The sequence below is a fragment of the Neobacillus vireti genome, assembly GCF_036962345.1.
In the GTDB taxonomy this organism is placed as follows: domain Bacteria; phylum Bacillota; class Bacilli; order Bacillales; family Cytobacillaceae; genus Neobacillus; species Neobacillus vireti_A.
On the sequence record NZ_JBALNB010000021.1, the window covers coordinates 41,945 to 66,814 of the forward strand.

Sequence of the window (24,870 nt, forward strand, 5' to 3'; positions counted from 1 at the left end):
ACGAAAGGAGTGACGTAAATGATTACGAAGCTTGACAAAAATGCTAGCCGCAAGAAAAGACATGCTCGTGTTCGTGCGAAACTTAGCGGTACTGCAGCTCGTCCACGTCTAAATGTGTTTCGTTCTAATAAGCATTTATATGCTCAATTAATCGATGACATGAGTGGAGTTACGTTAGCAAGTGCATCTACTATGGAAAAAGATATTAATCTTGAATCTACAAGCAATGTTGAAGCAGCTAAGTTGGTCGGAGAATTAGTCGCTAAACGTGCGGTAGAAAAAGGTATCACTGCAGTTGTTTTTGACCGTGGAGGATACCTTTATCATGGACGTATTCAGGCATTAGCTGATGCAGCCCGTGAAAACGGCTTACAATTTTAATAGACAAAGGAGGGACACATAAATGATACGTCGTATTGATCCAAACAAACTTGAACTTGAAGAACGCGTTGTAACGGTTAACCGTGTAGCGAAAGTTGTTAAGGGTGGTCGTCGTTTTCGTTTCACTGCTCTAGTAGTAGTTGGAGATAAAAACGGTCATGTTGGTTTCGGTACTGGTAAAGCTCAAGAAGTACCAGATGCGATTCGTAAAGCAATTGAAGATGCTAAGAAGAACTTAGTCGAAGTACCAATGGTTGGAACTACTGTTCCTCACCAAGTAATTGGACGATTTGGCGCTGGCGAAATTCTTCTAAAGCCTGCTTCTGAAGGTACAGGGGTTATTGCTGGTGGTCCAGTCCGTGCTGTTCTAGAATTAGGCGGGGTAGGAGATATCCTTTCTAAATCATTAGGAACAAACACTCCAATTAATATGGTACGTGCAACGATTGATGGTATTAAACAACTAAAACGTGCTGAAGACGTAGCCAAGTTACGTGGTAAATCAGTAGAAGAACTGCTAGGATAAGGAGGGAAATCAAATGGCAAACAAACTATTAATTACCCTCAATAAAAGCGTTATTGGTCGCCCTGGTGACCAAAAAGCGACAGTTACTGCTCTAGGTTTACGCAAATTGAATCAAACAGTTGAGCACCAGGATAATGCTGCTATCCGCGGTATGATTACGAAAGTTGCTCACCTTGTAACAGTTAAAGAACAATAATTGATTGTTTTCTTTCATAAGGAGGTGCCAATATGAAACTTCATGAATTAAAGCCTGCTGAGGGTTCTCGAAAAGAACGCAAACGTTTAGGACGTGGTATCGGTTCTGGTCAGGGAAAAACTGCTGGTAAAGGTCATAAAGGTCAAAACGCTCGTTCCGGCGGCGGTGTCCGTTTAGGTTTCGAGGGTGGTCAAACACCTTTATTCCGTCGTTTACCAAAACGTGGTTTTACAAATATCAATCGTAAAGAATTTGCAATTGTAAACCTTGATACTCTTAACCAGTTCGAAGAGGGTACAGAAGTTACTCCAGAACTTCTAATCGAATCTGGTATTGTTAAGAACGAAAAGGCGGGAATTAAAATTCTTGCAAAAGGGAACGTAGAGAAAAAACTTACTGTTAAAGCTCACAAATTCTCCTCTACCGCCAAAGAAGCAATTGAAGCTGTAGGTGGAACTACTGAGGTGATCTAATGTTCCAGACAATCTCCAATTTTATGCGCGTGGCTGAAATTAGAAGAAAGATCATTTTCACTCTTTTAATGTTAATCGTATTTCGACTTGGCAGTTTTATTCCTGTTCCGAATGTAAATGCTGAAATTTTGGCTGCACAAGATAAATTAAGTGTATTCGGGATATTAAATACCTTTGGTGGTGGAGCGTTGCAAAACTTCTCCATCCTTGCTATGGGTATTATGCCTTATATCACAGCTTCCATTATTATTCAGCTTTTACAAATGGATGTAGTTCCGAAATTTACGGAATGGTCAAAGCAAGGAGATGCTGGACGTCGAAAGTTAGCTCAGTTTACTCGTTATTTCACGATTGTACTTGGCTTTATTCAAGCCTTAGGTATGTCCTACGGTTTTAATAGTATGTCAAGCGGGCAATTGATTGAAAATCCCGGAATTGGTACTTATCTATTGATTGCAGTTGTTTTAACTGCTGGTACTGCCTTTTTAATGTGGTTAGGTGAGCAGATTACCGAAAAGGGTGTTGGAAATGGTATTTCCATCATTATCTTTGCCGGTATCGTTGCGAGTATCCCTAACACAGTTAATCAGATTTATGTACAGCAGTTTGAAAATGCTGGTGAGCAGTTATTCCTCCGTATCGTTACGGTTCTGTTAATTGTCTTGGCAGTAATTGCAATTGTTGTTGGTACTATTTTCATTCAACAAGCAATTAGAAAAATTCCAATTCAGTATGCAAAACAAAGAGCGATTAACGGTCGTAATGCTGGTGCACAACAATCCACTCATATGCCGTTAAAAGTGAATGCTGCTGGTGTTATCCCTGTAATCTTTGCAGTTTCCTTTATTGTAACCCCAAGAACCATTGCATCATTTTTTCCAACAAATGACGTAACACTTTGGATTACAAGAGTATTTGATTATTCCCATCCAATTGGGATGACGCTTTATGCTGCTTTGATTATCGCTTTCACGTATTTCTATGCATTTATTCAGGTTAATCCAGAACAAGCTGCAGAAAATCTACAAAAGCAAAGTGGTTATATTCCAGGTATTAGACCTGGCAGGAGTACACAGGAATACTTAACACGCGTACTATATCGTTTAACATTTGTAGGTGCCCTTTTCTTAACAGTAATTGCGATTCTTCCTATTATCTTCATTGAAATAGCGAATCTTCCGCAATCTGCTCAAATAGGGGGAACAAGTCTTTTGATCGTAGTGGGTGTTGCCCTAGATACGATGAAACAGCTTGAAGCACAACTTGTTAAACGTCATTATAAAGGATTTATCAAATAAGAAGGTTTTGGGGACTTTCGCTCCCTAAAACCCATAATTAGCACGAGGGGGAACACGTGTGAATTTAGTATTAATGGGGCTTCCGGGTGCTGGAAAAGGTACTCAGGCCGAGCAAATCGTCGAACAATACGGCATCCCTCATATCTCTACTGGAGATATGTTCCGTGCAGCGATGAAAGAAGGAACAGAGCTAGGGTTAGAAGCTAAGTCTTTCATGGACAAAGGTGAACTTGTTCCTGATGAAGTTACAATCGGCATTGTTCGTGAACGATTAAGTAAAGACGACTGTATAAATGGCTTTTTACTTGATGGCTTTCCTAGAACTGTACCTCAAGCAGAAGCATTGGAAAATCTATTATCTGACTTAGATAAAAAGATTGATTACGTAATTAATATTAATGTTGATAAAGAGATATTAATGGATCGTTTGACTGGCCGTCGAATCTGTAAAGAATGTGGTTCAACATACCATTTAGTTTTTAATCCTCCTGCAAATGAGGGCACTTGCGACAAATGTGGCGGAGAGCTCTATCAACGGGCAGATGATAATGCTGAAACTGTTCAAAATCGATTAGACGTCAATATCAAACAACAAGAACCATTGCTTACTTTTTATGAAACAAAAGGTTACCTGCGTTCAATTGATGGTCAGCAGGATATTAAACAAGTATTTGCTGATATCCAGCAGTTGGTCGGGGACTTACGTTAATGGCCATTAGTTTAAATGTACAATCGACTCTCGAACATCTCTTCATTAAGCTTCAAAAGTATGTAGATGTAAATGGCTTTTCTATTGTACTGAGTATGTAGGACCGAGAGTTGGGCAAGACTTACATGTGGAATTCGATATTTCAAACCATGTAATATTTACTTGCGGACAGATGACAAACATTATGTTACTATTATAAGGTTGCTATTGTTTTGTACGAGTGAAAAGAATTTGCCTTGCATTTTCAAAAAGAATAATTGAATTGAGAAGGGAGACGAATTAATGGCCAAAGATGATGTAATTGAAATTGAAGGTAAAGTAATTGAAACTTTGCCAAATGCAATGTTTAAGGTAGAATTAGAAAATGGTCATACCGTGCTAGCTCATGTTTCTGGTAAAATTCGAATGCACTTCATTCGCATCCTTCCGGGTGACAAAGTTACTGTCGAGCTTTCTCCATATGACTTAACACGCGGAAGAATAACTTACCGCTTTAAATAATTGCTTGCACTCCGTATTACTAAGGAGGTTAGGATAATGAAAGTAAGACCATCTGTTAAGCCGATCTGCGAAAAGTGCAAAGTTATCCGTAGACGCGGTAAAGTCATGGTTATCTGTGAAAACCCTAAACATAAACAAAAACAAGGTTAATCTTGAAGGAGGTGCGCTCATTTATGGCACGTATTGCTGGTGTAGATATTCCACGTGAAAAACGTGTAGTTATCTCTTTAACTTACATTTATGGTATTGGTAAAAATACTGCACAAAAAGTTCTAGCAGAAGCTGGTGTTTCTGAAGATACTCGAGTGCGTGATTTAACAGAAGACGAACTAAACAAAATCCGTGATATCATCGACAAATTAAAAGTTGAAGGTGACCTTCGCCGTGAAATTTCTCTTAACATTAAGCGTTTAATGGAGATTGGTTGCTACCGCGGATTACGTCATCGTCGTGGTTTACCGGTTCGTGGACAAAACACGAAAAACAACGCTCGTACACGCAAAGGTCCTCGTAAGACTGTTGCGAACAAGAAGAAGTAATCGGCAAAGGAGGTTATTTAAATGGCACGTAAAACAAATACACGTAAACGTCGTGTTAAAAAGAATATTGAATCAGGTATTGCCCATATCCGTTCAACATTTAACAATACAATTGTAACCATTACTGATGTACATGGTAATGCAATTTCTTGGTCTAGTGCAGGTGCGCTTGGATTTAGAGGTTCACGTAAATCAACTCCATTCGCTGCTCAAATGGCAGCTGAAACTGCAGCTAAGACATCGATTGAACACGGTATGAAGACTCTAGAAGTTACAGTTAAAGGACCTGGTGCAGGTCGTGAGGCTGCAATTCGTGCGTTACAAGCTGCTGGTCTTGAAGTAACAGCTATTAAAGACGTTACTCCAGTACCTCATAACGGATGCCGTCCACCAAAACGCCGTCGTGTTTAATTTTTCTGTATAGAATTTGTATCGCTGTCTATAATGGGATATGATACTAATTTTTCCGTTCTTACAGAAGATTTATTCCAGTTGTTGTGCACAAAACGGGAACGTATACATGGGGGAATTTCGATTAGATAATTTACTAATCGAGGTTTCGACGTTTTGAAGGAGGGTTATTTGATGATCGAAATAGAAAAACCAAAAATCGAAACGGTTGAGATCAACGATGATGCCAAGTACGGAAAGTTCGTCGTAGAACCACTTGAGCGTGGATATGGTACCACTTTGGGTAACTCCTTACGTCGTATCCTTTTATCTTCACTCCCAGGTGCCGCTGTTACATCGATTCAGGTCGATGGGGTACTTCATGAGTTCTCAACAATTGAAGGCGTCGTAGAGGATGTAACATCCATCATATTAAACATTAAAAAATTAGCTTTAAAAATCTATTCTGATGAAGAAAAAACTCTTGAAATTGATGTACAGGGTGAAGGTCCAGTAAAAGCAGCCAACATTACTCATGATAGTGATGTTGAAATCTTAAATCCTGATCTTCATATTGCTACCTTAGCTTCAAGTGGGCATCTTCGCATGCGTTTGACTGCTAAGCGTGGACGTGGTTATACTCCAGCTGAGCAAAATAAGCGTGAAGATCAACCAATTGGTGTGATTCCAATTGATTCTATTTTCACTCCTGTTTCACGTGTGTCTTATCAGATAGAAAATACTCGTGTGGGTCAGATGACAAACTATGATAAGCTAACGCTTGATGTTTGGACAGATGGAAGCACAGGGCCAAAAGAAGCAATTGCTCTTGGTTCAAAGATTTTAACTGAGCATTTAAATATATTCGTTGGTTTAACTGACGAAGCTCAAAATGCTGAAATTATGATCGAAAAAGAAGAGGATCAAAAAGAAAAAGTCCTTGAAATGACGATCGAAGAATTAGATTTATCCGTTCGTTCATATAACTGCTTAAAGCGTGCAGGAATCAATACTGTTCAGGAATTAGCTAATAAGACTGAAGAGGATATGATGAAAGTACGTAACTTAGGCCGCAAATCACTCGAAGAAGTGAAGGCGAAACTAGAAGAGCTTGGATTAGGCTTACGTAAGGATGACTAATTAAGTCAACTCCGACTAACTAACTAATCCGTTTAATGACTTCAACAAAGGAGGGAACCCTTCATGGCATACAGAAAGTTAGGACGCACAAGTTCACAGCGTAAAGCTATGCTTCGTGATTTAACTACAGACTTAATCATCAATGAGCGCATTGAAACTACAGAAACACGTGCAAAAGAAATTCGTGGTACTGTTGAGAAGATGATCACTTTAGGTAAACGTGGTGATTTACACGCTCGCCGTCAAGCTGCTTCTTACGTTCGTAATGAAGTTGCTGATGTTGAAAAAGGTACTGATGCATTACAAAAACTTTTCACTGATATCGCTCCTCGTTATCAAGAGCGCCAAGGTGGATACACTCGTATTATGAAACTTGGACCACGTCGCGGCGATGGTGCACCAATGGTAATTATCGAGTTAGTTTAATACTTGGAAGCAGACAACAAGGGCGCTGGACAGTTTAGTTACAAACTTGTTCTTGAGCCCTTTTTCTGTATAAAACCTAATAATGTACGATCCAAGCCAAAAAGAGTGTTATGATGAGCGTGACCCTTATCTTAAGGGCACTTTAGGGAGTTTTTTTTCCTTTGGAATGATAATGTAAGCCTTTTATCTTTTTCACGTCTCGTCTAGCTCATGCACCTCCTCCCATTTCTTTTTAGAAATCCCGTTAATCGGCAGAATGTATTCGAACTTCTGCCCGGGGGTGAGGTGCAGGCTTTTTTTGTATTCACGAGCTTAGCATAGAAATGGAACAATAGGCGAGTTGAGAGGAGAATAGTAAATGAGAAATTCAGTTGTTTCCTTAAAGAATGTTTCTTTTCAATATGATAACCAGAACAACTACGCTCTTCAGAATGTAAATATTGACATCTATGAAGGTGAATGGTTAGCAATTTGTGGACATAATGGCTCAGGTAAATCAACAATGGCAAAACTTCTGAATGGTTTACAATTTCCACAACAGGGTGAGATTGAAGTCTGTGGGATTCCTTTGAATGAAGAGTCCATTTGGGAGATAAGAAAGAAATTAGGAATGGTGTTTCAAAATCCTGATAATCAGTTTGTGGGAACAACCGTTCAGGATGATGTGGCTTTTGGTTTAGAAAACCATGGGATCCCAAGAGATGAGATGATCTTTAGGGTAGAGGATTCCTTAAAAAAAGTCAAAATGGATCAATTTCTTAATCAAGAGCCGCACCATCTTTCAGGAGGGCAAAAGCAGCGTGTTGCTATTGCTGGTGTACTTGCATTAAGACCCTCAATTATCATCTTAGACGAAGCTACGTCCATGCTCGATCCGAAAGGCAGAGAGGAAGTTTTGGAAACTGTTCGGGAATTAAAGGATGAGAAGTCCCTTACTGTTATCTCCATTACGCATGATTTGGAAGAGGCCGCTAAAGCAGATCGTATTATCGTTATGAATCAAGGTAAGGTATATCGAGAAGGTACTCCCGAGGATATTTTCTCCTTGGACGATGAATTGGTTCAATTAGGTTTGGATATCCCTTTTTCTATTAAAATGAGTAATGCATTCCGCCAAAAAGGAATTGGTTTATCCAAGCACTATTTATCGGAAGAAGAGTTGGTGAATGAGCTATGGACATTTCGCTCCAAAATATAGAGTACCGTTATCAAGCAAACACTCCATTTGAACATTTGGCTATTAAAGATGTGTCCTTTGACGTACCATCAGGAACGTATATGGCTGTAATTGGACACACGGGTTCAGGAAAGTCTACTGTCCTTCAGCATTTAAATGCATTGTTAATTCCTACAGAAGGAACAGTTGTTATAGGTGACCGTGAAGTTAAGGCCAAACAAAAGAATAAAAACTTACGACTGATTCGGCAAAAAGTCGGGATTGTTTTTCAATTTCCGGAACATCAGTTATTTGAAGAAACAGTTGAAAAGGATATCATTTTTGGTCCAATGAATTTTGGTGTCTCCGAAGAAGAAGCAAAGAAAAGGGCTCGACTTGCTTTAAAACAAGTGGGACTTCAAGAGGAGATATTAGAGAAGTCTCCATTTGATTTGTCCGGCGGGCAAATGCGTCGTGTTGCAATCGCAGGTGTCCTTGCTATGGAGCCCGATTGTTTGGTGCTTGATGAGCCTACAGCTGGCTTGGATCCGCGGGGACGTAAGGAAATTATGGACATGTTCTATTCACTTCATAAAGAGAGAAAGCTGTCTACCATACTGGTTACTCATAGTATGGAAGATGCAGCAAAGTATGCGGATCAAATTGTCATTATGCAACAAGGACATGTGGTTAAACAAGGGACACCAATTGAAATATTTTCCTCTGTTACTGAGCTTGTTGAAATGGGATTGGATGTACCAGAAGTGGTTCGCTTTCAGCGGAACCTTGAAGAAAAATTAGGGGTTAATCTTGGTATTACCTATCTTTCTATTGAGGAACTGTCTGCTGCAGTTGCTGAAATGTTAAGGGGTGCACCAGTATGATGGAAAAAATGATCATCGGCAGATATGTTCCTTCAGATAGTTTAGTTCATAGGATGGACCCACGGTCAAAGCTTGTCATTATCTTCTTATTCGTTTGTATCATATTTCTGGCAAACAATTTCTTTACCTATGCTCTTATTGGTCTTTATACATTTTTAATGCTTGGTTTATCTCGAATTCCCATTCGTTTCTTATATGCTGGTTTAAAACCGGTGCTCTGGTTGGTTTTATTTACCTTGCTATTACAGGTCTTCTTTACAAAAGAAGGCAATTTACTCTATGAGGTAGGCCCGATTAAGATTTATGAAGAGGGAGTGAGACAGGGTATTTTTATATCCATGCGATTCTTTTTTCTGATCTTGATGACGAGTCTGCTCACATTAACAACCACTCCAATAGAAATAACCGATGGGTTGGAAACACTTTTAAATCCATTGAAAAGGGTTCGTTTTCCCGTACATGAAATGGCATTAATGATGTCTATTTCTCTTCGGTTTATACCAACGCTTATGCAGGAAACCGATAAAATTATGAAAGCACAAATCGCAAGAGGGGTAGATTTCTCAAGCGGTCCTATTAAGGAAAGAATAAAAGCAGTTATTCCTTTATTGATCCCGTTATTTGTCAGCTCGTTTAAACGTGCTGAGGAGCTTGCTATCGCCATGGAGGCGAGAGGCTATCGCGGGGGTGAGGGCAGAACCAAGTACCGTCTATTGAGCTGGAGGTTTGCTGACACACTGCAAATTTTAATTCTTGCCTTTTTAACGTTATTATTAATCTTACTACGTTCATAATGGAGCTAAAAATGAATCGCTATAAATGCATCCTTTCTTACGATGGTTCCGGGTTTTCCGGCTATCAGGTTCAACCGAATAAACGAACCATTCAAAGTCAAATTGAAGCGGTACTAGCAAAAATGCATAAGGGAAGTTCTATTAAAATTTCAGCTTCTGGTAGAACCGATGCGGGTGTCCATGCAAAAGGTCAGGTGATTCATTTTGATTCACCGCTGCCGCTTGTTGAGGAAAAGTGGGAGCTGGCCTTAAACTCTATGCTTCCTGAAGATATTTCTATACTATCTGTGAAAAAAGTAGATCCGTCCTTTCATGCCCGTTTTGATGCCAGCGGGAAAGAATATCGCTATTTCCTTAATCAATCTCCGAAAAGGGATCCTTTTAAGCGGAATTATGCTTATCATTATCCCTATCCCTTAAATGTGGGGGCTATGAAAGAAGCTTGCCAATACTTACTAGGCACCCATGATTTTTCCAGTTTTTGTTCAGCTAGAACCGAAGTAGAGGATAAGGTAAGAACCATTGAGACGATTGAAATTTTGCAAGAGGAAGAGCGTTTTTGTTTTCGTTTTGTAGGAAATGGCTTTTTATATAATATGGTTCGAATATTAGTCGGTACGTTGCTAGAGGTTGGTTCTGGAAAACGAGAACCATCAGAAATTGCAGAGATTCTTGAAAAAAAAGATCGCCGCTATGCTGGGAAAACCGCACCTGGACAAGGATTATATCTTTGGAAGGTATATTATTAAAATAAATTTAGTAAACAACTCATCCTAGTGTAACATTTTCTTGACATTCAGCTCTAAAGAATTTATTATATAATATGGTTGTGTTTTTAATCCCACGATTAAGCCCCGGAAAGTCTTCATCGTGATTGAAAATATATGATACTGAAAATTGAGCGCACAGTGGCCTTATCGTTTTTTCCCGGAACAGAATAAACGATAACAGCTTATGATGGTGCGAAAAATAATCTTTATGGATTTAAATTAGGAGGGAAATTCATGCGTACAACGTTTATGGCTAACGCCAACAATATCGAGCGTAAATGGTACGTGATTGATGCTGAAGGCAAAACTCTTGGACGTCTTGCTTCTGAAGTAGCAGCAATCTTACGCGGTAAAAATAAACCAACTTTTACACCACATGTTGACACTGGTGATCATGTTATCATCATCAACGCTTCTAAAGTTGAATTAACTGGTAAAAAATTAACTGACAAAATCTACTACCGTCACACAATGCATCCAGGTGGTTTAAAAACTAGAACTGCTCTTGAAATGCGTACAAACTATGCTGAGAAAATGATCGAGCTTGCTGTTAAAGGTATGCTTCCAAAGAATTCTCTTGGCCGTCAAACATACAAAAAATTACACGTATATGCTGGCGCAGAACATCCGCACCAAGCACAACAACCTGAAGTTTACGAACTTCGCGGTTAATAAAGAGGGAGGGAATTAACTTGGCACAAGTTCAATATATTGGTACTGGTCGTCGTAAGAGCTCTGTCGCACGTGTGCGCTTAGTTCCAGGTACAGGTAAAATTACAATTAACGGACGTGACATCGAAGAATATATCCCATTTGCAGCTTTACGTATGGTTGTAAACCAACCATTAGTTGCTACTGAAACAACAGGTAGCTACGATGTTCTTGTAAACGTAAGCGGCGGTGGATATACAGGTCAAGCGGGCGCAATCCGTCATGGTATTGCTCGCGCATTACTTACAGTTGATCCTGAATATCGTCCAACATTAAAGCGTGCAGGTCTATTAACTCGTGACCCACGTATGAAAGAACGTAAGAAATACGGACTTAAAGGCGCTCGTCGTGCACCTCAGTTCTCAAAACGTTAATTATCAACATCTCAAGGCTCTTTTCACTTATGTGGAAAGGGTCTTTTTTATATCTAAAAGGCGCTTGTGACCACATTTTGACCACCAAAATATTTTTTGACCACTAATCATAGCTCTAGGTACCTTTGGAACTTAGTTGCTGTTTGTTCTCTTAGCGTGTCTGTGACGTGTGTATAGATGTTCATTGTTGTTTTGATATCCTCATGGCCCAGCCGTTCCTGTACTTCTTTTATACTTGCTCCAGCTTCTAAAGGATATTCTTGATCGCAGCGGTTATAAGGCGACTGATAAGATAGAACAAAAGAATGAGCATTCAGGTAAAATAACTTTCGGATTTTGCGGCCCTGCTGCAGCGGATGTATAATTTTGTTAAAAAACTGTTTGAATAGATGAGAGAAGTACAGTCATAATGATTGTATCTCTCTTTTTTTTAGCCATAATTATTGTTGATAAAATCATATGCCATGATAACAATTGGTGTGTTGTAGGGAATTCTTTAATAGGAGCTGGTCATATAGTAAAATTTCGTTAAGAGTAATCGGTGAGATGTTTGAAGTCACATTTCAATCAGTACGAAGAAGAGCGGCTGCGGAAAAGTGGCATAATCGGCGGTTATATTTGTGGTATGAAGAGAATGCTACAAAGATTGAAAAATGTTAAGAATTATGCATGTTCCAATCAGATGCAATTATCACTGAAACCTCGAAAAAATAAGTAATGATTTCAGTTGACTATTATTACCTTATTGTATTTATTAACTTTTATAGCAATCATTTTTAATGTAATGCCTGCGCTTGTGAATGGGAATAATTATTTTAGATTTACAGATGCCTAGCAATATTGCTGGGCATTCCTATTTTTTGTAGGTTCCGTTAGGGCATTTACAGAAAAATAAAGTTTTGAATGTTAAACCAAAATAGTTATTTTATGGATATTTTTGATATAGTAAAGATTGCCGCAGGTATGATTGTCGGGGTTTGTAGAACTTAAGATGCGAATGGCGCTACCGTTTAGATTATTATTGACCTCTGTCTTCATTAAAATTTAACAATATTGGTTGTAATATAAATGTTTAGCCTAAGGGATTTAGAAAAACAATTAAATTAAAGGAGGGAATCAAATGAAAAAACAAAATGAAGACTCAATTATTGATTGGCCAACTGATTGTTGCAGGGTCTATGATAAAGGTAAATTAGTGTATATGGAGGATATGAGCTATCTAAATAGTGATATTGCTTGTCTTGTGAAAAATTGGGGAACAAATCCAAAAAAGGAACCGGGAGATTCTTATAATGTTTCTTATGGGAAGAAATGTGATGATGTTCCTGATCCAATTATTATTGCCGATGAAAGTAACCCTAAATAGGGGAATGAAAAGTTGAGGCATGACTGGTGTTGTTTGTAAAACATAACTTACACAAATGTTAAACTATTTCATTGGTGAAATCCAATTCGTGAAAATAATGAACAAATTATATGTGGGCACTAAAAAAGTCCCTATACTGCGACACAGGTATAATCCTCTTTATCAAAAAGGATTATACCTGTTTTCTGTTTAACTATTATATCCATTTAAACCGGATGGGTACTTTGAAACGATTCCAACATTACATTTTAGTCCAGGTCCCATTTAGACTGAATGGAAACATTGCCTCTTCAAAGGTGATTTCCCATTCTGCAATGTGATTACCTGCAAGTAGAAGTCTTACCGGATATTTCTCAATCGCCCACGTGGATGGAGCTTCTGATACGGTAACCAATAAGGCGTCATCTTCTCTGATTGGAATATCGTTCACTGATGCTGGACCATGTATGATAGTGCTTTGCAGTTCCTGGAAAGGTATCGAAGTTGTAATGGCATTGGTATCAAAGCATTTGAAATTGTACCATGCTTGTTTCACATCGTTATCATAGAAAGCACATTGGAATTTAATAGTATTAACTCCGGAATTTATCCCAATAGACATATTTTCAAGAAGAAGTCCTTGTTTTGCCATTTTTATAATCTCCTTTATTAGATGCCAGAATTGATTGTAAATATGTCCCCACATTTAATTAACTAATGAGCTATGAGTCGGATAACAATAATCTTATTTAACAAGAGTAGCCGCTATCGATCTATGAGTCGCTATTCGTTATGTGTGCTTTATCTTCCATAAGTTATTTTCAATATGGGGTAATACCCCTTTTTTACGATAAAAAATACCCCTCTTATACAAAATGGATTTACACAAGAGGATAATATTAGTGAAAATTATATCGTGTAAGTTAGAAGCTCAATCATTTCAATGGCCGTAGGATATGTGAAAAAGTTCGCCGACCATGGTGACTCTTGTTCCGCTGTTGTAAATAGTCGCCAGGAACAAAGCTAAGGTGGGCGCTATTAATTCGTTTATTAACTGAACATAATTTCAGGGTCAACGATCCTCGCATGCCTCGGGATGGTGACTACAGTAAATAACGGCAATCATAATCATAAGTATTGCAAGGAGGATCATAAACCACCAAAGAAGGTTTACACCACCCTCTTGAAAAGCTTCCGCTGTAATTCCAATATTTGATGCTACTTCTCTGGCGGTTTCAGTCTGTCCAGTCAGAACGTGATTAACCATTGTAGCCACTTGCTCTGGGTAGTCTCGAAGGAATGAGGTAATTGTTTCGGTTTCTGCCAATGCCATATTTACAGCCTCAAGCCCAATTCGTTCAACTTCAAACGCAAACGATTCATTATCATAAAAATTTACCAACACGCCCTCTAAGCTTCCGGGGGAAAGAGTTAAATTTGTTGATATAGTTGTTGTCATGATTTCCTCCTTAACGACGAAAGTATTTTTTCCTACTTAGGCAACAGTAAGTTTGTCCAGGATTATTTTTTTCCGAAAATCATTATTTATTCTAGGTTAAAGTAAAATGACTGAATCCACCCCTCCATTTGGCGACCAGATGACTAGGAAAGGAAGGTTAATATAGTGATGGCATTGAATTGGGAGGTCAAGGGGTAGAATCGATGGAACTAATACAGGGGTGTTAATGTGTATACTATTTGTGTCTTTTTGAACTTATTCAGTAGCCTTCTCTAAAACCCGTACGCTTACTTGCAAAATCCTTTTCTATTCACAGTTGTAGCTAACCGAAAGGCGGAAGCACAACCATCAGCAATCCAGACTGAAATTTACAGCATTCATGAAAAAGAAAGTATAACTGATGAAATTGAACTTTATCGGGGCAAACCGTGGGCTTTATTCCTTACTGTATTATTAAAAGAACACGAGACTGAGGATCCAAATAAGTTTAAGGGAGCTTTGGAAGCGTCAACTCGTGCTGGAGCCGGAGCTCTCACTGTCGTTATAGCTGCTATCCCTAAAGTTGGACCAATCCTTGCAGCCCTTTCAGCCCCGATTTTACAAGAAGGTGCAAAAATGATTGCGGAGGAACTAAGCGGTCTACTTAACTTGGAAGATGGCGATAGGATTAGACCCGATTCGTCTGTCATGTAAAGACATGGTACTTGCGGCCAATAAAGAGCTCTCAGATTTTAAAGGAATAAGCTTTAATAAAGAAACTAAATTATTAGCGGCTCAAGAAGAATCGTATAAGGTTTATTTTAGTTGTTCATCGGCACTTTGATGTTGAAAACAAAAATATAGAAAATTTTTTAATAGCCAAAAACGTATAATTAATGTGCAAAACATGGAGGCTACACTGCTAGGCTTTAAATAAGAGAGCAAAAGCCTTTAGGTAGCCTCCATTAACGTGTATCCCAAAGGGACTGTATTGCCGATGGAATTCGTGGCTAAGAGGGATTGACTTATGTAATTGTTAAGAGAATAAATTTATCGCTGCACAAGACCCAGCTGCTGATACGCTTCTACCAATTGCAATTCAAAGAAATTGTATGATAAATAGGCAAAAATTCTTTTTCAGTATTTCAGGCATGAGTTTAGGGGAATAATAAAGGCGTGCTAGAAAAGGAGCTTTACATGAAAAAATTAGCTATCAATTCATTCATCAACTTTGACAATCTTAGTACAAAAATATTAATCCTATAGATGAATCAGGAGTTGGACTAAGAAGTTACTCTTACCATATCGCAAGCGAAACAGGAATTAATGACTTTGGTCAAATTTGCGAAATATGTAGTCGGGGGAAGACCTCTTACTTTCACCTATCTGAAACAACCCTCTGTCCAGTAGACTAATGTGAATTTGCCGGTTAGAATGATTTACTCTACGGACAAAGGTCATATTATTGTAAGGAGAGATAAAAAAATGGAAATTAGAGTCCCAGACAGAGAAACATATGACTTTGGAATGGGTGTACACCGCCTTTCCGGTAGTGCTATGAGTAAGGTGGTCGAAGGTGAAGTCTCTGGGGTTCCTCAAGCCCAAGGTGACATACAGACATTCCAGGTTTCACGTATAAAAAACAACAGCGAACTACAGCAACAACTTGGAATCGACGTTGATCTATCATATGGATGTGCCTCCTTCGGAGCAGGGGTAGAAGCTCGTGTAAATTTCATGAAAGAATCTAAAATTCAGTCATCTTCTTTATTTATGACGATAAAAGCAAATATCACCTATGAAAGCCTGAGCATAGATGAGCCGGTTTTAACGGAGACTGCTGGAAGGTGGATGGACCGACCAGATATTTTTGTACAACGCTACGGAGACATGTTCGTTCGGGCATGCAAGCGCGGAGGGTTGTTCATTGGAGTGTTACATGTACAAACAAACAGCGAGAATACTGCAAGCGATATTGAATTGAAACTAAAAGGAACATACGGCTTATTCAGTGCAGAGGTTAAAGGAAAATGGAAGGAAGTACTCAACACTTACAATGTATCCACATCGTACTACATTCACGCAGAAGGAGGTCCAATCATCCAAGTGCAGGACCCTACGGATCCTGAGGAACTCCTTACGCTTGCAAACTTCTGGCTGAAGGAAATGAAAGAGAAACCTAATGAAAATGCACGGGTCATCCAATGGACGCTAAGTCCAATTACAATCGCTGAGGGACCACTTCCGCCGAACTCATTGGATATTGAACACGCGCAAGATGTCTTAAAGCACTGCGTACGTAAGCGAGCTGAACTACTAGATCAGCTAAACCTACTCGATTGGATTGTTAGCCACCCAGGGAGGTTCGATTGGACGAATTCTGTTTCAACAGAAGAGGTACAAGAAGCATACAACAATACCCAGTATGACTTAGAAACTATTTCAGACTGCGCCAGCGAGGCAACTGACCATCCTCAGGATGCCAAAATGCCGGGACCCTACGCAGCGGCTAAAGGAGAAGTATATCCTAAAGCAATTGTACCATCACCACTCCCAAAACCAATCCCGGGAGTAATGGAGGAAACGGCGGAAGTCCCTGATGTCATCGGTGTGACCCCACCTGTAGCTTACCGGATAATAAGAGATGCTGAACTAAAGCCGGTAGAGCATATGATATTTAAGAATGGTATTACAGTCGCTTCTGGTATCATTAAAACGGAACCTGAAGCCAATGAGGAGGTACAAAAGGGCTCAGTTGTACACTGTTATTGGGAAGCACCTGATACAGATTACGGGCAGTGTACGCATCCTTCATGCCATTAACGAGGAACAAAAAGTTGCTTTCTGCGCGCAGGTAAGATAGCTTGCAGTCATTCAAGCTGTGAGAATATGATCGTCATAAAACAGGTGGGTACCTATTTGCTAAATAGTTTCCGAAAACGGATATGCAGCAGCTATAAGGCTGTATTTATGGAAGCGGTAGGTGAAATGGAAAGGAATAAGATTGTAGAACGGACTCAAGAAGGGAAAGCATTGGCAATGCAGCGTGAGGATTTTAGAAAGGGGTGACCGAAGAAGTTTAAAAAGGCACAGATAGAGCATGCATTGAAGCTCCTTGAAAAAAATTCATACATGCGAGTAGAAGAAATAACAGGTATTAGTAAAAGCACGCTCATTAGAGTAGCGGAGTCAATAAAGGGCTAGAGCAGTTTAGTATTAGTCGACCATTATGGTCGATTTTTTGTTTGAAGATATTTAATTTGTATTGTTACCGAATTTAAACAGGTTTTCAGTTGGTTTCAACTTCTAGTGATGTACATAATAAGAAAAGTCGGGTTCTTAGACCTAAACAACCGGTAGCATTTTATGGGAAGTTTCATAAATGTGATAGATTATTATTTTTGAGATTTGACATCCGGTTCCGCAAACTACCACGTGTTTCCGTTAGGGAGTTCTTGACGTAAAAATTTCTGGAGGGATGTAAAATGCAGCAGGTACGCCGCATTGAGTATAATGACGAAAGGATAGGTATGGGCTTTAACAGCGAGTCAGGATTGGCAATTGGGACGGCTTTGGAGGGTTTTACAGTTACAGAAGACCCAGTTGCTCCTGGCCAGCAGGTTTCATCAACAGTTACCATTATAAACTCGCATGATCAACTTATGGAACATTTAGGAATGTCATTTGAGGCACAAGGTAGATACGGGTTTTTTTCAGCCTCTGCAAAAGCAACTTTTTCATCAACCACGAATTACAACTCGACGTCAACGTTCGTAGTTGCGAAATGTGTTGTCAAAAATCCATTTAGGCGAGGAGAAAATTTTAGCGTAAAACAACCTGCTAAGAATTTACTTGACTCACTCCGTTTCGACGAGTTTAAGACTGCTTTTGGCGACTGTTTCGTACGAGGGATCCAAACGGGAGGAGAATACTACGCTGTCATCAGAATTACTTCTATTTCAACAAGTAAGCAGACCGATTTGGGAGTAACTCTCCAGGGTGAAATGAATGGGGTAGTCGCTAGTGGGGAATTCGAGGCTAAGTACCGAAAAGCCAATGAAAGTGAAAGTACCAGGTCTGAATATAGTGCGACCATGTTTCAGAGGGCTGGAAGAGGCCCGGAAACTTTTCCAATCGTTGAAATTAGCGAACTGATTAAACGATACAAGGAATTTCCACAAATAGCACTAGACAGCGCATATGCATACGAAACGGAGGTCGCAACTTACGACACGCTACCGCTTCCAGTTCCCACGAATGAAGAACAGGAAAATTTTGTTTTTGCTTTGCGCGATGCACAGGATAAAAAGCTGTACTACATACAAAAAAGGAATGATCTCGAATTCGCACGTAAAAATCCCGTGTTCTTTGAGAATCTTCCGTCAGAAGATGTTCTTTTAAAAGCCATTTCAGACTATACTAAATTGATTAATGCCGTCATTGTTCACGGGACCAAACTTTCTCGGGGTGAAATGAAGCCACCGAGCTATTTTGATCCTAGTACGCTTTCACCTTCGCTAAACGAACCATCGCAAATACCTTTGAAAAGAGCTACTCCGCCTGCCCTTCCAACCATTCGTGTACCAAACATGGTTGGCTACACTGCCTGTGACTTTGAGTGGGCTCTCAGATGCCTTTCTGAAGGAACAATTGACGAATGTTTCGCGGGGACTGTATGGCCAGATGAAGGTGGCAATCCTACTCCTATTCAGGTTTCTCGGGAGGTTGCCGAATTTCTAATCCTGCCAAGTGGCCAAGTGAAGTTAACTTTTGAACCGGAAGATCCCTATTCTTTATGTGTTTCCGGTCCTTTTGAAAGCTATGCACAATTCCCATCTGCTGGTACCCTTGTGCCGATTGGGTCGGAGGTTAATCTCCAATTCATATGTAACGATCCTACCTCACCAAATTGCCAATAAGGAGTATCATTAATTGATTTAAAACGAGAAGCTTCAAAGTATCATAATGGAGTTCAAAATAAGATTATTTATTATAATCATGCACCTAGGACCTAAGAGACCGCCTATGTTGGTTAAATATGGGAGGAGTTCGGCAAATCCGGCAGAATGATAAGACAGAAGACTTGATTTTCTTAGTTTCCTCATACATCCACCTTTTTTCGTGCAACATACCGGATTTATGCTTTTCCTTGCAGCTCCTGGGGGAGGTGTCTTCAACGGTCACATAGGTGGATATCGTATACTGGTAAGGGTCATACCCCAGAGGGTTAGCAAGAAATGAAAAGAATAGAATTCCAGCAACCTGCTAAAGATACTGTTTGAGGATAATTGATATTACTATGACTGGTAGGATTAAAAGAACTGTATACTGAAACTCCCATGTTACAGGGAGGTCATTATTTATTTAAAAGAATTGCCCATAAAGCCCTTGATTGAACAAAATCTGACCTGTTACCTAACCAGTTGAGATAGGAGAAGTGCGATGGAGATATCTCCAGAGTTAATTGCGGCCGTGGAACTTGCCAAATGGCCCATACTGGCTTTGCCAGGAGTTGTTGGAATAGGAATCGGCCTACAAGAAGAAAACGACGAGTTGTTTGACGAACTGGCCATTCGAGTTCACGTTTCAGATATATCCATGGTTCCCTCCGGTATACCTGAGGTAGTTGGAGGCGTCGGCGTCTGTATCATCGAGACTAACTTCAAACCTTACGATGAAGAATGTTGTTTATTCGAAGTATCAGAGGACATCAGCCGACAGAATACAATAGTGGGCGGAATCAGAATCATTAATCCTAATAGTAGGGGAGCAGGGACTCTCGGTGCAGTGGTCCAGGACTCTGAAACACGAGAACTCCTCGGGTTGAGCAACGCACATGTGGTTAGGATGGTAAATGAAGAGATATGGCATCCAGACCATCCACCATTGGTACATTCGGGAGGATTCCCTCAAGATGACCTTATGGGCAGTGTTGAACGGATAGACTTCCCGAAAACTCAACCTCTTCCGTTCTCACCGATTTTGGTGGGCCTCACGGATGCAGGGGTTTTCAAGCTAGGGCTCTCACTCGAGCATGGGAGTGTCTTGTCTCCGGCAATCATTGGTCAGAACGCTCCAGACATTTTGATTGATCGTATCACGGCAACGTCATTGCCACCACTGCCCCTTGAGGATCCGCTTAATCCGTTAAAAGCACAAGTTCGTAAACGAGGTTTCAGGACCCGTTTGACAGAGGGTAGGATCATTGAGAGTTTTATGACGTGCCAATGGACTGCTGGGCCATCATCGAGTATGTGGCTTATTGAACAGTCCTGTATCGCAGGGATAAGAAGCGAGAGCAATCCAAAAGGCGTATTCGCTTGTAAAGGGGACTCGGGATCTGTGGTTCTTAAAATGAATGAGCCCACTGCTGTAGGACTGTTGTGGGGAGGTAGTAACTGCGGAACGCGCGCGGTTATGTCGCACATTCACAATGTCGAGTCACAACTTGGCATAAACATGGTATGGTCGTGACGGAGTCGTCATTGATTCATAGAGTTTCCTATTTTTAAGTAAAACCCCTCATTTTAGGATGAGGGCTTTTAAGCATTTACCGAACGTAGGAAGGGAGTCTAAGGAGACCAGTTTTCGTTATATTTCGGTATTTTACATTACATGTAAAGGGTTCAATAAAAACAAACTTGTCATTCTCGTCTTTCTTAAGCATCTGGCAAATTTTCATTCTTCTTTCTTTTGGAACACCAAGCTCCATAATTCCTGCATACCTACCGTCCTCATATGATAAGAGCCAGCCAAATTCTTCTTTTCGGTACCCTTTAATTATCACATTTGAATATTGGTAGTTAATCACTTTTAGCAAGGAGTATGACCGTTTCCCAATTTCGTATGTGCTGTCTTTTCTCTTCAGAACAATTCCTTCAAGGTTCTGTTCTTTTATGAGCTCATAGAGGGTGATACCATTGCTGGCTATGCTCATTATCTTTGAGAGGTTTGGAGTGTTAACTGGTATGATAACATCGAGGATTCCTTTTCGTTCATGAAGAGGTAGATGGGTTACCTTCTCACCTTTGTGGTACAACACGTCAAATACAACAAACGATACTGGTTCATGCTTTGCCATATATTTTACCTTGTTTGAATTGAAATTGAAAATCTACTCATAACAGCTTCAAAATCTGGTTTTCCGGTTGAATCTGTGACTACTACCTCGCCATCGAGAACGGTTCCTTTAGGTATGTCCAGGTTCAAAAGAAAAATACATAGAAATAGTGCATACGTTCAATATCATGAGTAGAAAGAGTTGGGGAATAATGGAAACTGGGTTGCTATGATGTTTAGAAATACAAAAGAGTGACGTCATAGGTGTAAGGAGACCTTCATTTTAGAAGACATCTTTTTAGTAGAAGAAACAGAAATCTAGTCGAAATTTGTATTTTCGGGGAAATAATAAGCAGTTTTTGCTGATTATTCACCGAAAAAATATATTAGATCAAAATTATGAGTGTATAGCGTCACGCGATATAACATTTACAAATTCATCCATCACCCCCTCGTTTTATGTTTAAAAAATATTAAAAGGGCTTTAGAAGCCCCTTTAATCAATCATTCAAATATCAAATTTTTTTCGAAGCTCAGTTATAACTGAACTGTCTACCCCTAGTTGTTCCGCTAAAACCTTTTCTTCCGCATTTGGGTTCTTTTTTAGCAATTTTTTAAGCGTCTTCATTTGAGCTTTCCGGTCTGCCTTCAACACCAAATTCTTTTCTTTTTCACTTTGAACTGCTTCCAGCGCTGAACTTTCTTCTTTAACTTTCGGCTCTACTTCTTGCGCCGGATTTTCTGTTGATTGTGGTTTACTTTGTTGGTAGGTTAAAAGTGATACCAATCCGCTTAGCGAATCTAGTTTTTCTTTGTACTCTCCAATCAAGGTTTCTTTACTTTCATTGATTGCTTTCATTTCGTCTACTTTTTTATGAAGTTCTGCAATTTCCTTTTTGCTGTTTTCTAGACTTACAGCAAATGACGTAATTACTTGTTCTTTGGTGCCAATTATTTCTTTTAGCTCTTTTAGCTGCATTTCTTGCTCTGCTACTAGACTTCTTAACGCCCCAATCAATGTTTGATTTTCTTCATTAGAGGCTCTTAATTCTGCAATTTCTTTATTGCTATTTTCAAGGCTTGTAGTAATTGAAGCTATATTTTCTTTTTTAGTTGCCAATTCGTCTTTTAAATGATTTTCTCGTATTAATATGTTAGCCGCTAACTCATTAATACGAGTCGTAAGGGCTTCAAGATCTGAAAAATCTTGATTATGATCACCCCCGTTCTCGTTTAAATCATGAATTTCAGTATCATTATTTAATGTACTATCTTCCATTCCTTCCACTCCCTTTTTTGTTCACAATTTAAGTCTGTGGATCCAGAAAATCTTTCACATACTTATATTAAATTATGATGGTAAGTGGAAAATGGAATGGACAAGTATCCAAAATTAATGACTAAAAAAACTTTGGAATGAGCATCAGTCTTGTTTCTATCGTATCGCTGGGCGATATGCCTTGTGAATCGGACATAAAGAAACATATCACCACCCGATACGGCCAAGCTTCACGACACTATTTGGCAGGGAAAGGGGATAATTGTTTTTTTTATTTATATCGCTAGGTGATATGGCTCTTGAAAATTCATCAATAACCCTTCATATTTATTTAAAAGGCTATGTTAAAGGTAATTGTTGATATTATTAATTTTAAGAACCTAAATAGACGGAAAAATTTCGCTTAATTAGTAATTACTAATAAAAATAGCTTAAATAGACGGAGAGATTCCGCCTATTTACTGGAAATACGTGAAAATGGAGGATTTTACTTTGCATAACCGGTAAACCTCCCCATATTTACCCCGAAACAGGCTCCATTCTGCATTTAACCGGATAGTCTCCGCTTAATCTACTTTCGCTGGTTACTGGAGCGCAAATCAACAGCCTTATTTAACACAGCCATTTAAAAAGAAGGTGGACAGATATGCGAAATGATATTCAACCGTTTGAACGCTCATTCTCTTCCAAGGAAGTGGCAGAGGAGGCTGGGATTGCAACACCTACTGTTCGGAAATATGGCCAAATTTTAGAACGAAATGGGTATGAGTTTTTAAAAGAGGGAGATCGGCGTATTTTTGTTCAATCTGATATTGAAGCACTTATAGCGTTACGCGATACGGACAAGCCTCTAGACGATACAGCGAAAGACCTTGCGCAACAGCAAAAAGTAAGATTAGCAGGATTTAATGAAACAGAGATAGCGGTAGCCGATACGTATGACAATTTACCGCAAGACCCCAATCACTTAAAAGAAATATTAACCTATTTAGCCAATGAGCTAGCTGCTACACGTGAAATGAATGTCCAAGTAATAAACGATATAACAGAGCTTAAAACTACAGTTGCCGGGCTAAAGCAGGATCATCATCACTTAAGTTCTAACATTTCAAATTCAGCTCAAAAAACGCAAGCTAGGATTGAAAAATTATCTGAACAGGAAAAAATTCATTATGAAACATTGTTGGAAAAGGAAAAACAAAAGAGCGAATATTTACAAAGTGAATTACAAAATCTTCGTGAAGAAATGAAAAAAGAATGGCTTTCACAAAATGACTTTAATAAACGCTTAGAACAAGCCGTTCAAAGACCTAAAGATAAATGGGAGTGGATTTTCTCCATATTCCGTAAATAAGGTTCTTACAGACTCTAGTCATGCTCCTAATTTCAAAACATCTCTTAAGAAATTCCACAGGCTATCAACCAATTTTGGTTGATGGTCTTTTTTTATATATTAAGCGGCTGTGTTAAATAATTTAATTATTGCTATTGGAAAAAGGTGGAACACTTGCATATAAATAGTATTGTTGTCATGTATGGAAAAAAGGGGGCATGTAGATGAATAAAAAGATTTTGAGCCTTTTAATCATTTTTGGTCTTTTATTTTGTACGTTGGTTTTATATATCATTACGTTTGTTTTTATGGATCACTCAGAAAATAACAGTGGGTCCGGTGTGACACCCATTGTAAATGAGACACCTCAACCAACTCCCAATGTAGATGCTCCAATTGTTCCAAGTGAGTTTGATAGTAGGTGCGAAAATCAATCTCTGTCAATTGAAATTATAAATGTAAAGTACCAAAATACTCTAGATTACCCCCAAGTAAGTAACATGCCCTTGTCTTGTAAATCGGCTGAGGAAAAAATAAATGGGGCTCTGGAGAAGCATATTGCTGCTTCGTACCAAAATTATCTTCATCTTGAAGAGGAGGAGAAGGCGGCACGCAAGTTTTATGAAGAACAGTTTGGCATTCCCGTACCTGAGGAAGAGGATTATATTTATAGTTATGAATACACCACTCAGCATGAGGTAAAGTATCAAGAAAATAATGTGTTGAGCTTATTAATTTTTGACCATATCTATGCAGGCGGGGCCCATGGGGCGACCATTGTCTCTTCCTATAATTTTGATGTATCAACAGGCAGGCAAATACTTTTAGAGGATGTTGCAAAAACTTCTGTCAATCTAGATAAAATCAGACAGTATGTGATAGCAGAGCTAACGGAAAGACCCGAAGTGTTTCAAGATTCTCTGGTTGATGTTAAAATCGATAATTCTCGCTCGTTTTATTTCACAGAAACTGGAATCGTCATAAAGTTTTTAGAAGCTGAAATTGCACCATATGCTGCTGGTATGCCTGAAGTTGAAGTGCCGAATAAAGTATTCCAATAACACTAGAATCTCTGCCAATTGTGGTTGGGATTATTTTTTTATAAAAATTTACTTTGACATTTGCCTGACATCTATGGACGTTAAAGT

At 39.2% G+C, this 24,870-nt stretch carries 29 protein-coding genes and 2 pseudogenes; 26 read left to right on the forward strand and 5 right to left on the reverse strand.

Translation table 11 applies throughout. The features are described 5' to 3' along the window. Window positions 1-18: 18 nt before the first annotated feature. The 18 genes from rplR to rpsI all read left to right on the forward strand — a co-directional run bounded on the left by rplR (window position 19) and on the right by rpsI (window position 11,268). The gene (gene rplR / locus V7108_RS24045; RefSeq protein ID WP_335513329.1) at window positions 19-381 is read left to right on the forward strand and encodes a 50S ribosomal protein L18; all 363 of its coding nucleotides are present in this window, start codon (window positions 19-21) and stop codon (window positions 379-381) included. A gap of 25 nt (window positions 382-406) precedes the next feature. Continuing rightward, window positions 407-907, forward strand: a complete 501-nt coding sequence (gene rpsE, locus V7108_RS24050; RefSeq protein ID WP_132096580.1) for a 30S ribosomal protein S5 — start codon at window positions 407-409, stop codon at window positions 905-907. 13 nt (window positions 908-920) lie between these two features. Next, entirely contained in the window at window positions 921-1,103 is a 183-nt protein-coding gene (rpmD, locus tag V7108_RS24055; RefSeq protein WP_132096527.1) for a 50S ribosomal protein L30, read from the forward strand. A gap of 32 nt (window positions 1,104-1,135) precedes the next feature. Next, window positions 1,136-1,576 carry a 50S ribosomal protein L15 gene (gene rplO, locus V7108_RS24060; RefSeq protein ID WP_335513332.1) on the forward strand — a complete coding sequence of 147 codons (441 nt, stop codon included), beginning with the start codon at window positions 1,136-1,138 and terminating at the stop codon, window positions 1,574-1,576. Beyond that, window positions 1,576-2,874, forward strand: a complete 1,299-nt coding sequence (gene secY, locus V7108_RS24065) for a preprotein translocase subunit SecY (RefSeq protein WP_335513335.1) — start codon at window positions 1,576-1,578, stop codon at window positions 2,872-2,874. The genes rplO and secY overlap by 1 nt, the downstream gene beginning before the upstream one ends. 58 nt (window positions 2,875-2,932) lie before the next feature. Then, window positions 2,933-3,583, forward strand: a complete 651-nt coding sequence (locus tag V7108_RS24070; RefSeq protein WP_335513337.1) for an adenylate kinase — start codon at window positions 2,933-2,935, stop codon at window positions 3,581-3,583. A 282-nt stretch (window positions 3,584-3,865) separates the two neighbouring features. Further along, window positions 3,866-4,084 (forward strand): translation initiation factor IF-1, encoded by a 219-nt coding sequence (gene infA, locus V7108_RS24075; RefSeq protein WP_007085268.1) that lies wholly within the window; start codon window positions 3,866-3,868, stop codon window positions 4,082-4,084. Between the two features lie 36 nt (window positions 4,085-4,120). Beyond that, entirely contained in the window at window positions 4,121-4,234 is a 114-nt protein-coding gene (gene rpmJ, locus V7108_RS24080; protein WP_000868344.1) for a 50S ribosomal protein L36, read from the forward strand. A 23-nt stretch (window positions 4,235-4,257) separates the two neighbouring features. Further along, window positions 4,258-4,623 carry a 30S ribosomal protein S13 gene (rpsM, locus tag V7108_RS24085; RefSeq protein WP_026565543.1) on the forward strand — a complete coding sequence of 122 codons (366 nt, stop codon included), beginning with the start codon at window positions 4,258-4,260 and terminating at the stop codon, window positions 4,621-4,623. 21 nt (window positions 4,624-4,644) lie between these two features. After that, window positions 4,645-5,034 (forward strand): 30S ribosomal protein S11, encoded by a 390-nt coding sequence (rpsK, locus tag V7108_RS24090; protein ID WP_024027886.1) that lies wholly within the window; start codon window positions 4,645-4,647, stop codon window positions 5,032-5,034. A 174-nt stretch (window positions 5,035-5,208) separates the two neighbouring features. Next, on the forward strand, window positions 5,209-6,153 hold the full coding sequence (locus V7108_RS24095; RefSeq protein ID WP_034676137.1) for a DNA-directed RNA polymerase subunit alpha: 945 nt from the start codon (window positions 5,209-5,211) through the stop codon (window positions 6,151-6,153). Window positions 6,154-6,216: 63 nt separating this feature from the next. After that, the gene (rplQ, locus tag V7108_RS24100; RefSeq protein WP_335513339.1) at window positions 6,217-6,579 is read left to right on the forward strand and encodes a 50S ribosomal protein L17; all 363 of its coding nucleotides are present in this window, start codon (window positions 6,217-6,219) and stop codon (window positions 6,577-6,579) included. 358 nt (window positions 6,580-6,937) lie between these two features. Then, window positions 6,938-7,777 (forward strand): energy-coupling factor ABC transporter ATP-binding protein, encoded by an 840-nt coding sequence (locus V7108_RS24105; RefSeq protein ID WP_335513341.1) that lies wholly within the window; start codon window positions 6,938-6,940, stop codon window positions 7,775-7,777. Further along, window positions 7,753-8,619 (forward strand): energy-coupling factor ABC transporter ATP-binding protein, encoded by an 867-nt coding sequence (locus V7108_RS24110; protein ID WP_335569640.1) that lies wholly within the window; start codon window positions 7,753-7,755, stop codon window positions 8,617-8,619. Before V7108_RS24105 ends, V7108_RS24110 begins: the two co-directional genes overlap by 25 nt. Then, on the forward strand, window positions 8,616-9,413 hold the full coding sequence (locus tag V7108_RS24115; protein WP_335513345.1) for an energy-coupling factor transporter transmembrane component T family protein: 798 nt from the start codon (window positions 8,616-8,618) through the stop codon (window positions 9,411-9,413). Before V7108_RS24110 ends, V7108_RS24115 begins: the two co-directional genes overlap by 4 nt. 11 nt (window positions 9,414-9,424) lie before the next feature. Then, the gene (gene truA / locus V7108_RS24120) at window positions 9,425-10,162 is read left to right on the forward strand and encodes a tRNA pseudouridine(38-40) synthase TruA (protein WP_335569641.1); all 738 of its coding nucleotides are present in this window, start codon (window positions 9,425-9,427) and stop codon (window positions 10,160-10,162) included. A 255-nt stretch (window positions 10,163-10,417) separates the two neighbouring features. Then, entirely contained in the window at window positions 10,418-10,855 is a 438-nt protein-coding gene (gene rplM / locus V7108_RS24125; RefSeq protein ID WP_335513348.1) for a 50S ribosomal protein L13, read from the forward strand. Window positions 10,856-10,875: 20 nt separating this feature from the next. After that, window positions 10,876-11,268 (forward strand): 30S ribosomal protein S9, encoded by a 393-nt coding sequence (gene rpsI, locus V7108_RS24130; RefSeq protein ID WP_034676157.1) that lies wholly within the window; start codon window positions 10,876-10,878, stop codon window positions 11,266-11,268. 107 nt (window positions 11,269-11,375) lie between these two features. Here rpsI and V7108_RS24135 read toward each other — a convergent pair. After that, window positions 11,376-11,516: pseudogene (locus V7108_RS24135) on the reverse strand (tyrosine-type recombinase/integrase); the annotation flags it as partial. Between the two features lie 872 nt (window positions 11,517-12,388). Between V7108_RS24135 and V7108_RS24140 the strand changes: the two are divergent. After that, window positions 12,389-12,634: a hypothetical protein gene (locus tag V7108_RS24140; RefSeq protein WP_335513350.1), complete on the forward strand. Its 246-nt coding sequence runs from the start codon at window positions 12,389-12,391 to the stop codon at window positions 12,632-12,634. Window positions 12,635-12,875: 241 nt separating this feature from the next. Here V7108_RS24140 and V7108_RS24145 read toward each other — a convergent pair whose 3' ends face one another. Beyond that, entirely contained in the window at window positions 12,876-13,265 is a 390-nt protein-coding gene (locus tag V7108_RS24145; RefSeq protein ID WP_335513351.1) for a hypothetical protein, read from the reverse strand. Window positions 13,266-13,685: 420 nt separating this feature from the next. Next, entirely contained in the window at window positions 13,686-14,072 is a 387-nt protein-coding gene (locus V7108_RS24150) for a hypothetical protein (protein WP_335513352.1), read from the reverse strand. A 291-nt stretch (window positions 14,073-14,363) separates the two neighbouring features. On the opposite strand from V7108_RS24150, the gene V7108_RS24155 reads away from it, so the two are divergent. The 5 genes and pseudogenes from V7108_RS24155 to V7108_RS24175 all read left to right on the forward strand — a co-directional run bounded on the left by V7108_RS24155 (window position 14,364) and on the right by V7108_RS24175 (window position 20,525). Further along, window positions 14,364-14,765 (forward strand): hypothetical protein, encoded by a 402-nt coding sequence (locus V7108_RS24155; protein WP_335513353.1) that lies wholly within the window; start codon window positions 14,364-14,366, stop codon window positions 14,763-14,765. A 771-nt stretch (window positions 14,766-15,536) separates the two neighbouring features. After that, window positions 15,537-16,874 (forward strand): PASTA domain-containing protein, encoded by a 1,338-nt coding sequence (locus V7108_RS24160; RefSeq protein WP_335513354.1) that lies wholly within the window; start codon window positions 15,537-15,539, stop codon window positions 16,872-16,874. Between the two features lie 153 nt (window positions 16,875-17,027). After that, window positions 17,028-17,255 (forward strand): annotated as a pseudogene (locus V7108_RS24165) (recombinase family protein); the annotation flags it as partial. 281 nt (window positions 17,256-17,536) lie between these two features. Further along, window positions 17,537-18,970 (forward strand): hypothetical protein, encoded by a 1,434-nt coding sequence (locus V7108_RS24170; RefSeq protein ID WP_335513355.1) that lies wholly within the window; start codon window positions 17,537-17,539, stop codon window positions 18,968-18,970. 523 nt (window positions 18,971-19,493) lie between these two features. Beyond that, the gene (locus tag V7108_RS24175) at window positions 19,494-20,525 is read left to right on the forward strand and encodes a hypothetical protein (RefSeq protein ID WP_335513357.1); all 1,032 of its coding nucleotides are present in this window, start codon (window positions 19,494-19,496) and stop codon (window positions 20,523-20,525) included. Window positions 20,526-20,601: 76 nt separating this feature from the next. Here V7108_RS24175 and V7108_RS24180 read toward each other — a convergent pair whose 3' ends face one another. Together V7108_RS24180 and V7108_RS24185 are read right to left on the reverse strand one after the other, a co-directional pair. After that, complete coding sequence (locus tag V7108_RS24180) at window positions 20,602-21,165, reverse strand: ATP-dependent DNA ligase (RefSeq protein ID WP_335513387.1); 564 nt, start codon at window positions 21,163-21,165, stop codon at window positions 20,602-20,604. Window positions 21,166-21,618: 453 nt separating this feature from the next. Continuing rightward, complete coding sequence (locus V7108_RS24185) at window positions 21,619-22,389, reverse strand: hypothetical protein (RefSeq protein ID WP_335569642.1); 771 nt, start codon at window positions 22,387-22,389, stop codon at window positions 21,619-21,621. Window positions 22,390-23,035: 646 nt separating this feature from the next. On the opposite strand from V7108_RS24185, the gene V7108_RS24190 reads away from it, so the two are divergent. Further along, complete coding sequence (locus V7108_RS24190) at window positions 23,036-23,743, forward strand: hypothetical protein (protein ID WP_335513361.1); 708 nt, start codon at window positions 23,036-23,038, stop codon at window positions 23,741-23,743. 203 nt (window positions 23,744-23,946) lie between these two features. Beyond that, window positions 23,947-24,783: a DUF3298 and DUF4163 domain-containing protein gene (locus V7108_RS24195; protein WP_335569643.1), complete on the forward strand. Its 837-nt coding sequence runs from the start codon at window positions 23,947-23,949 to the stop codon at window positions 24,781-24,783. Window positions 24,784-24,870 lie beyond the last annotated feature (87 nt).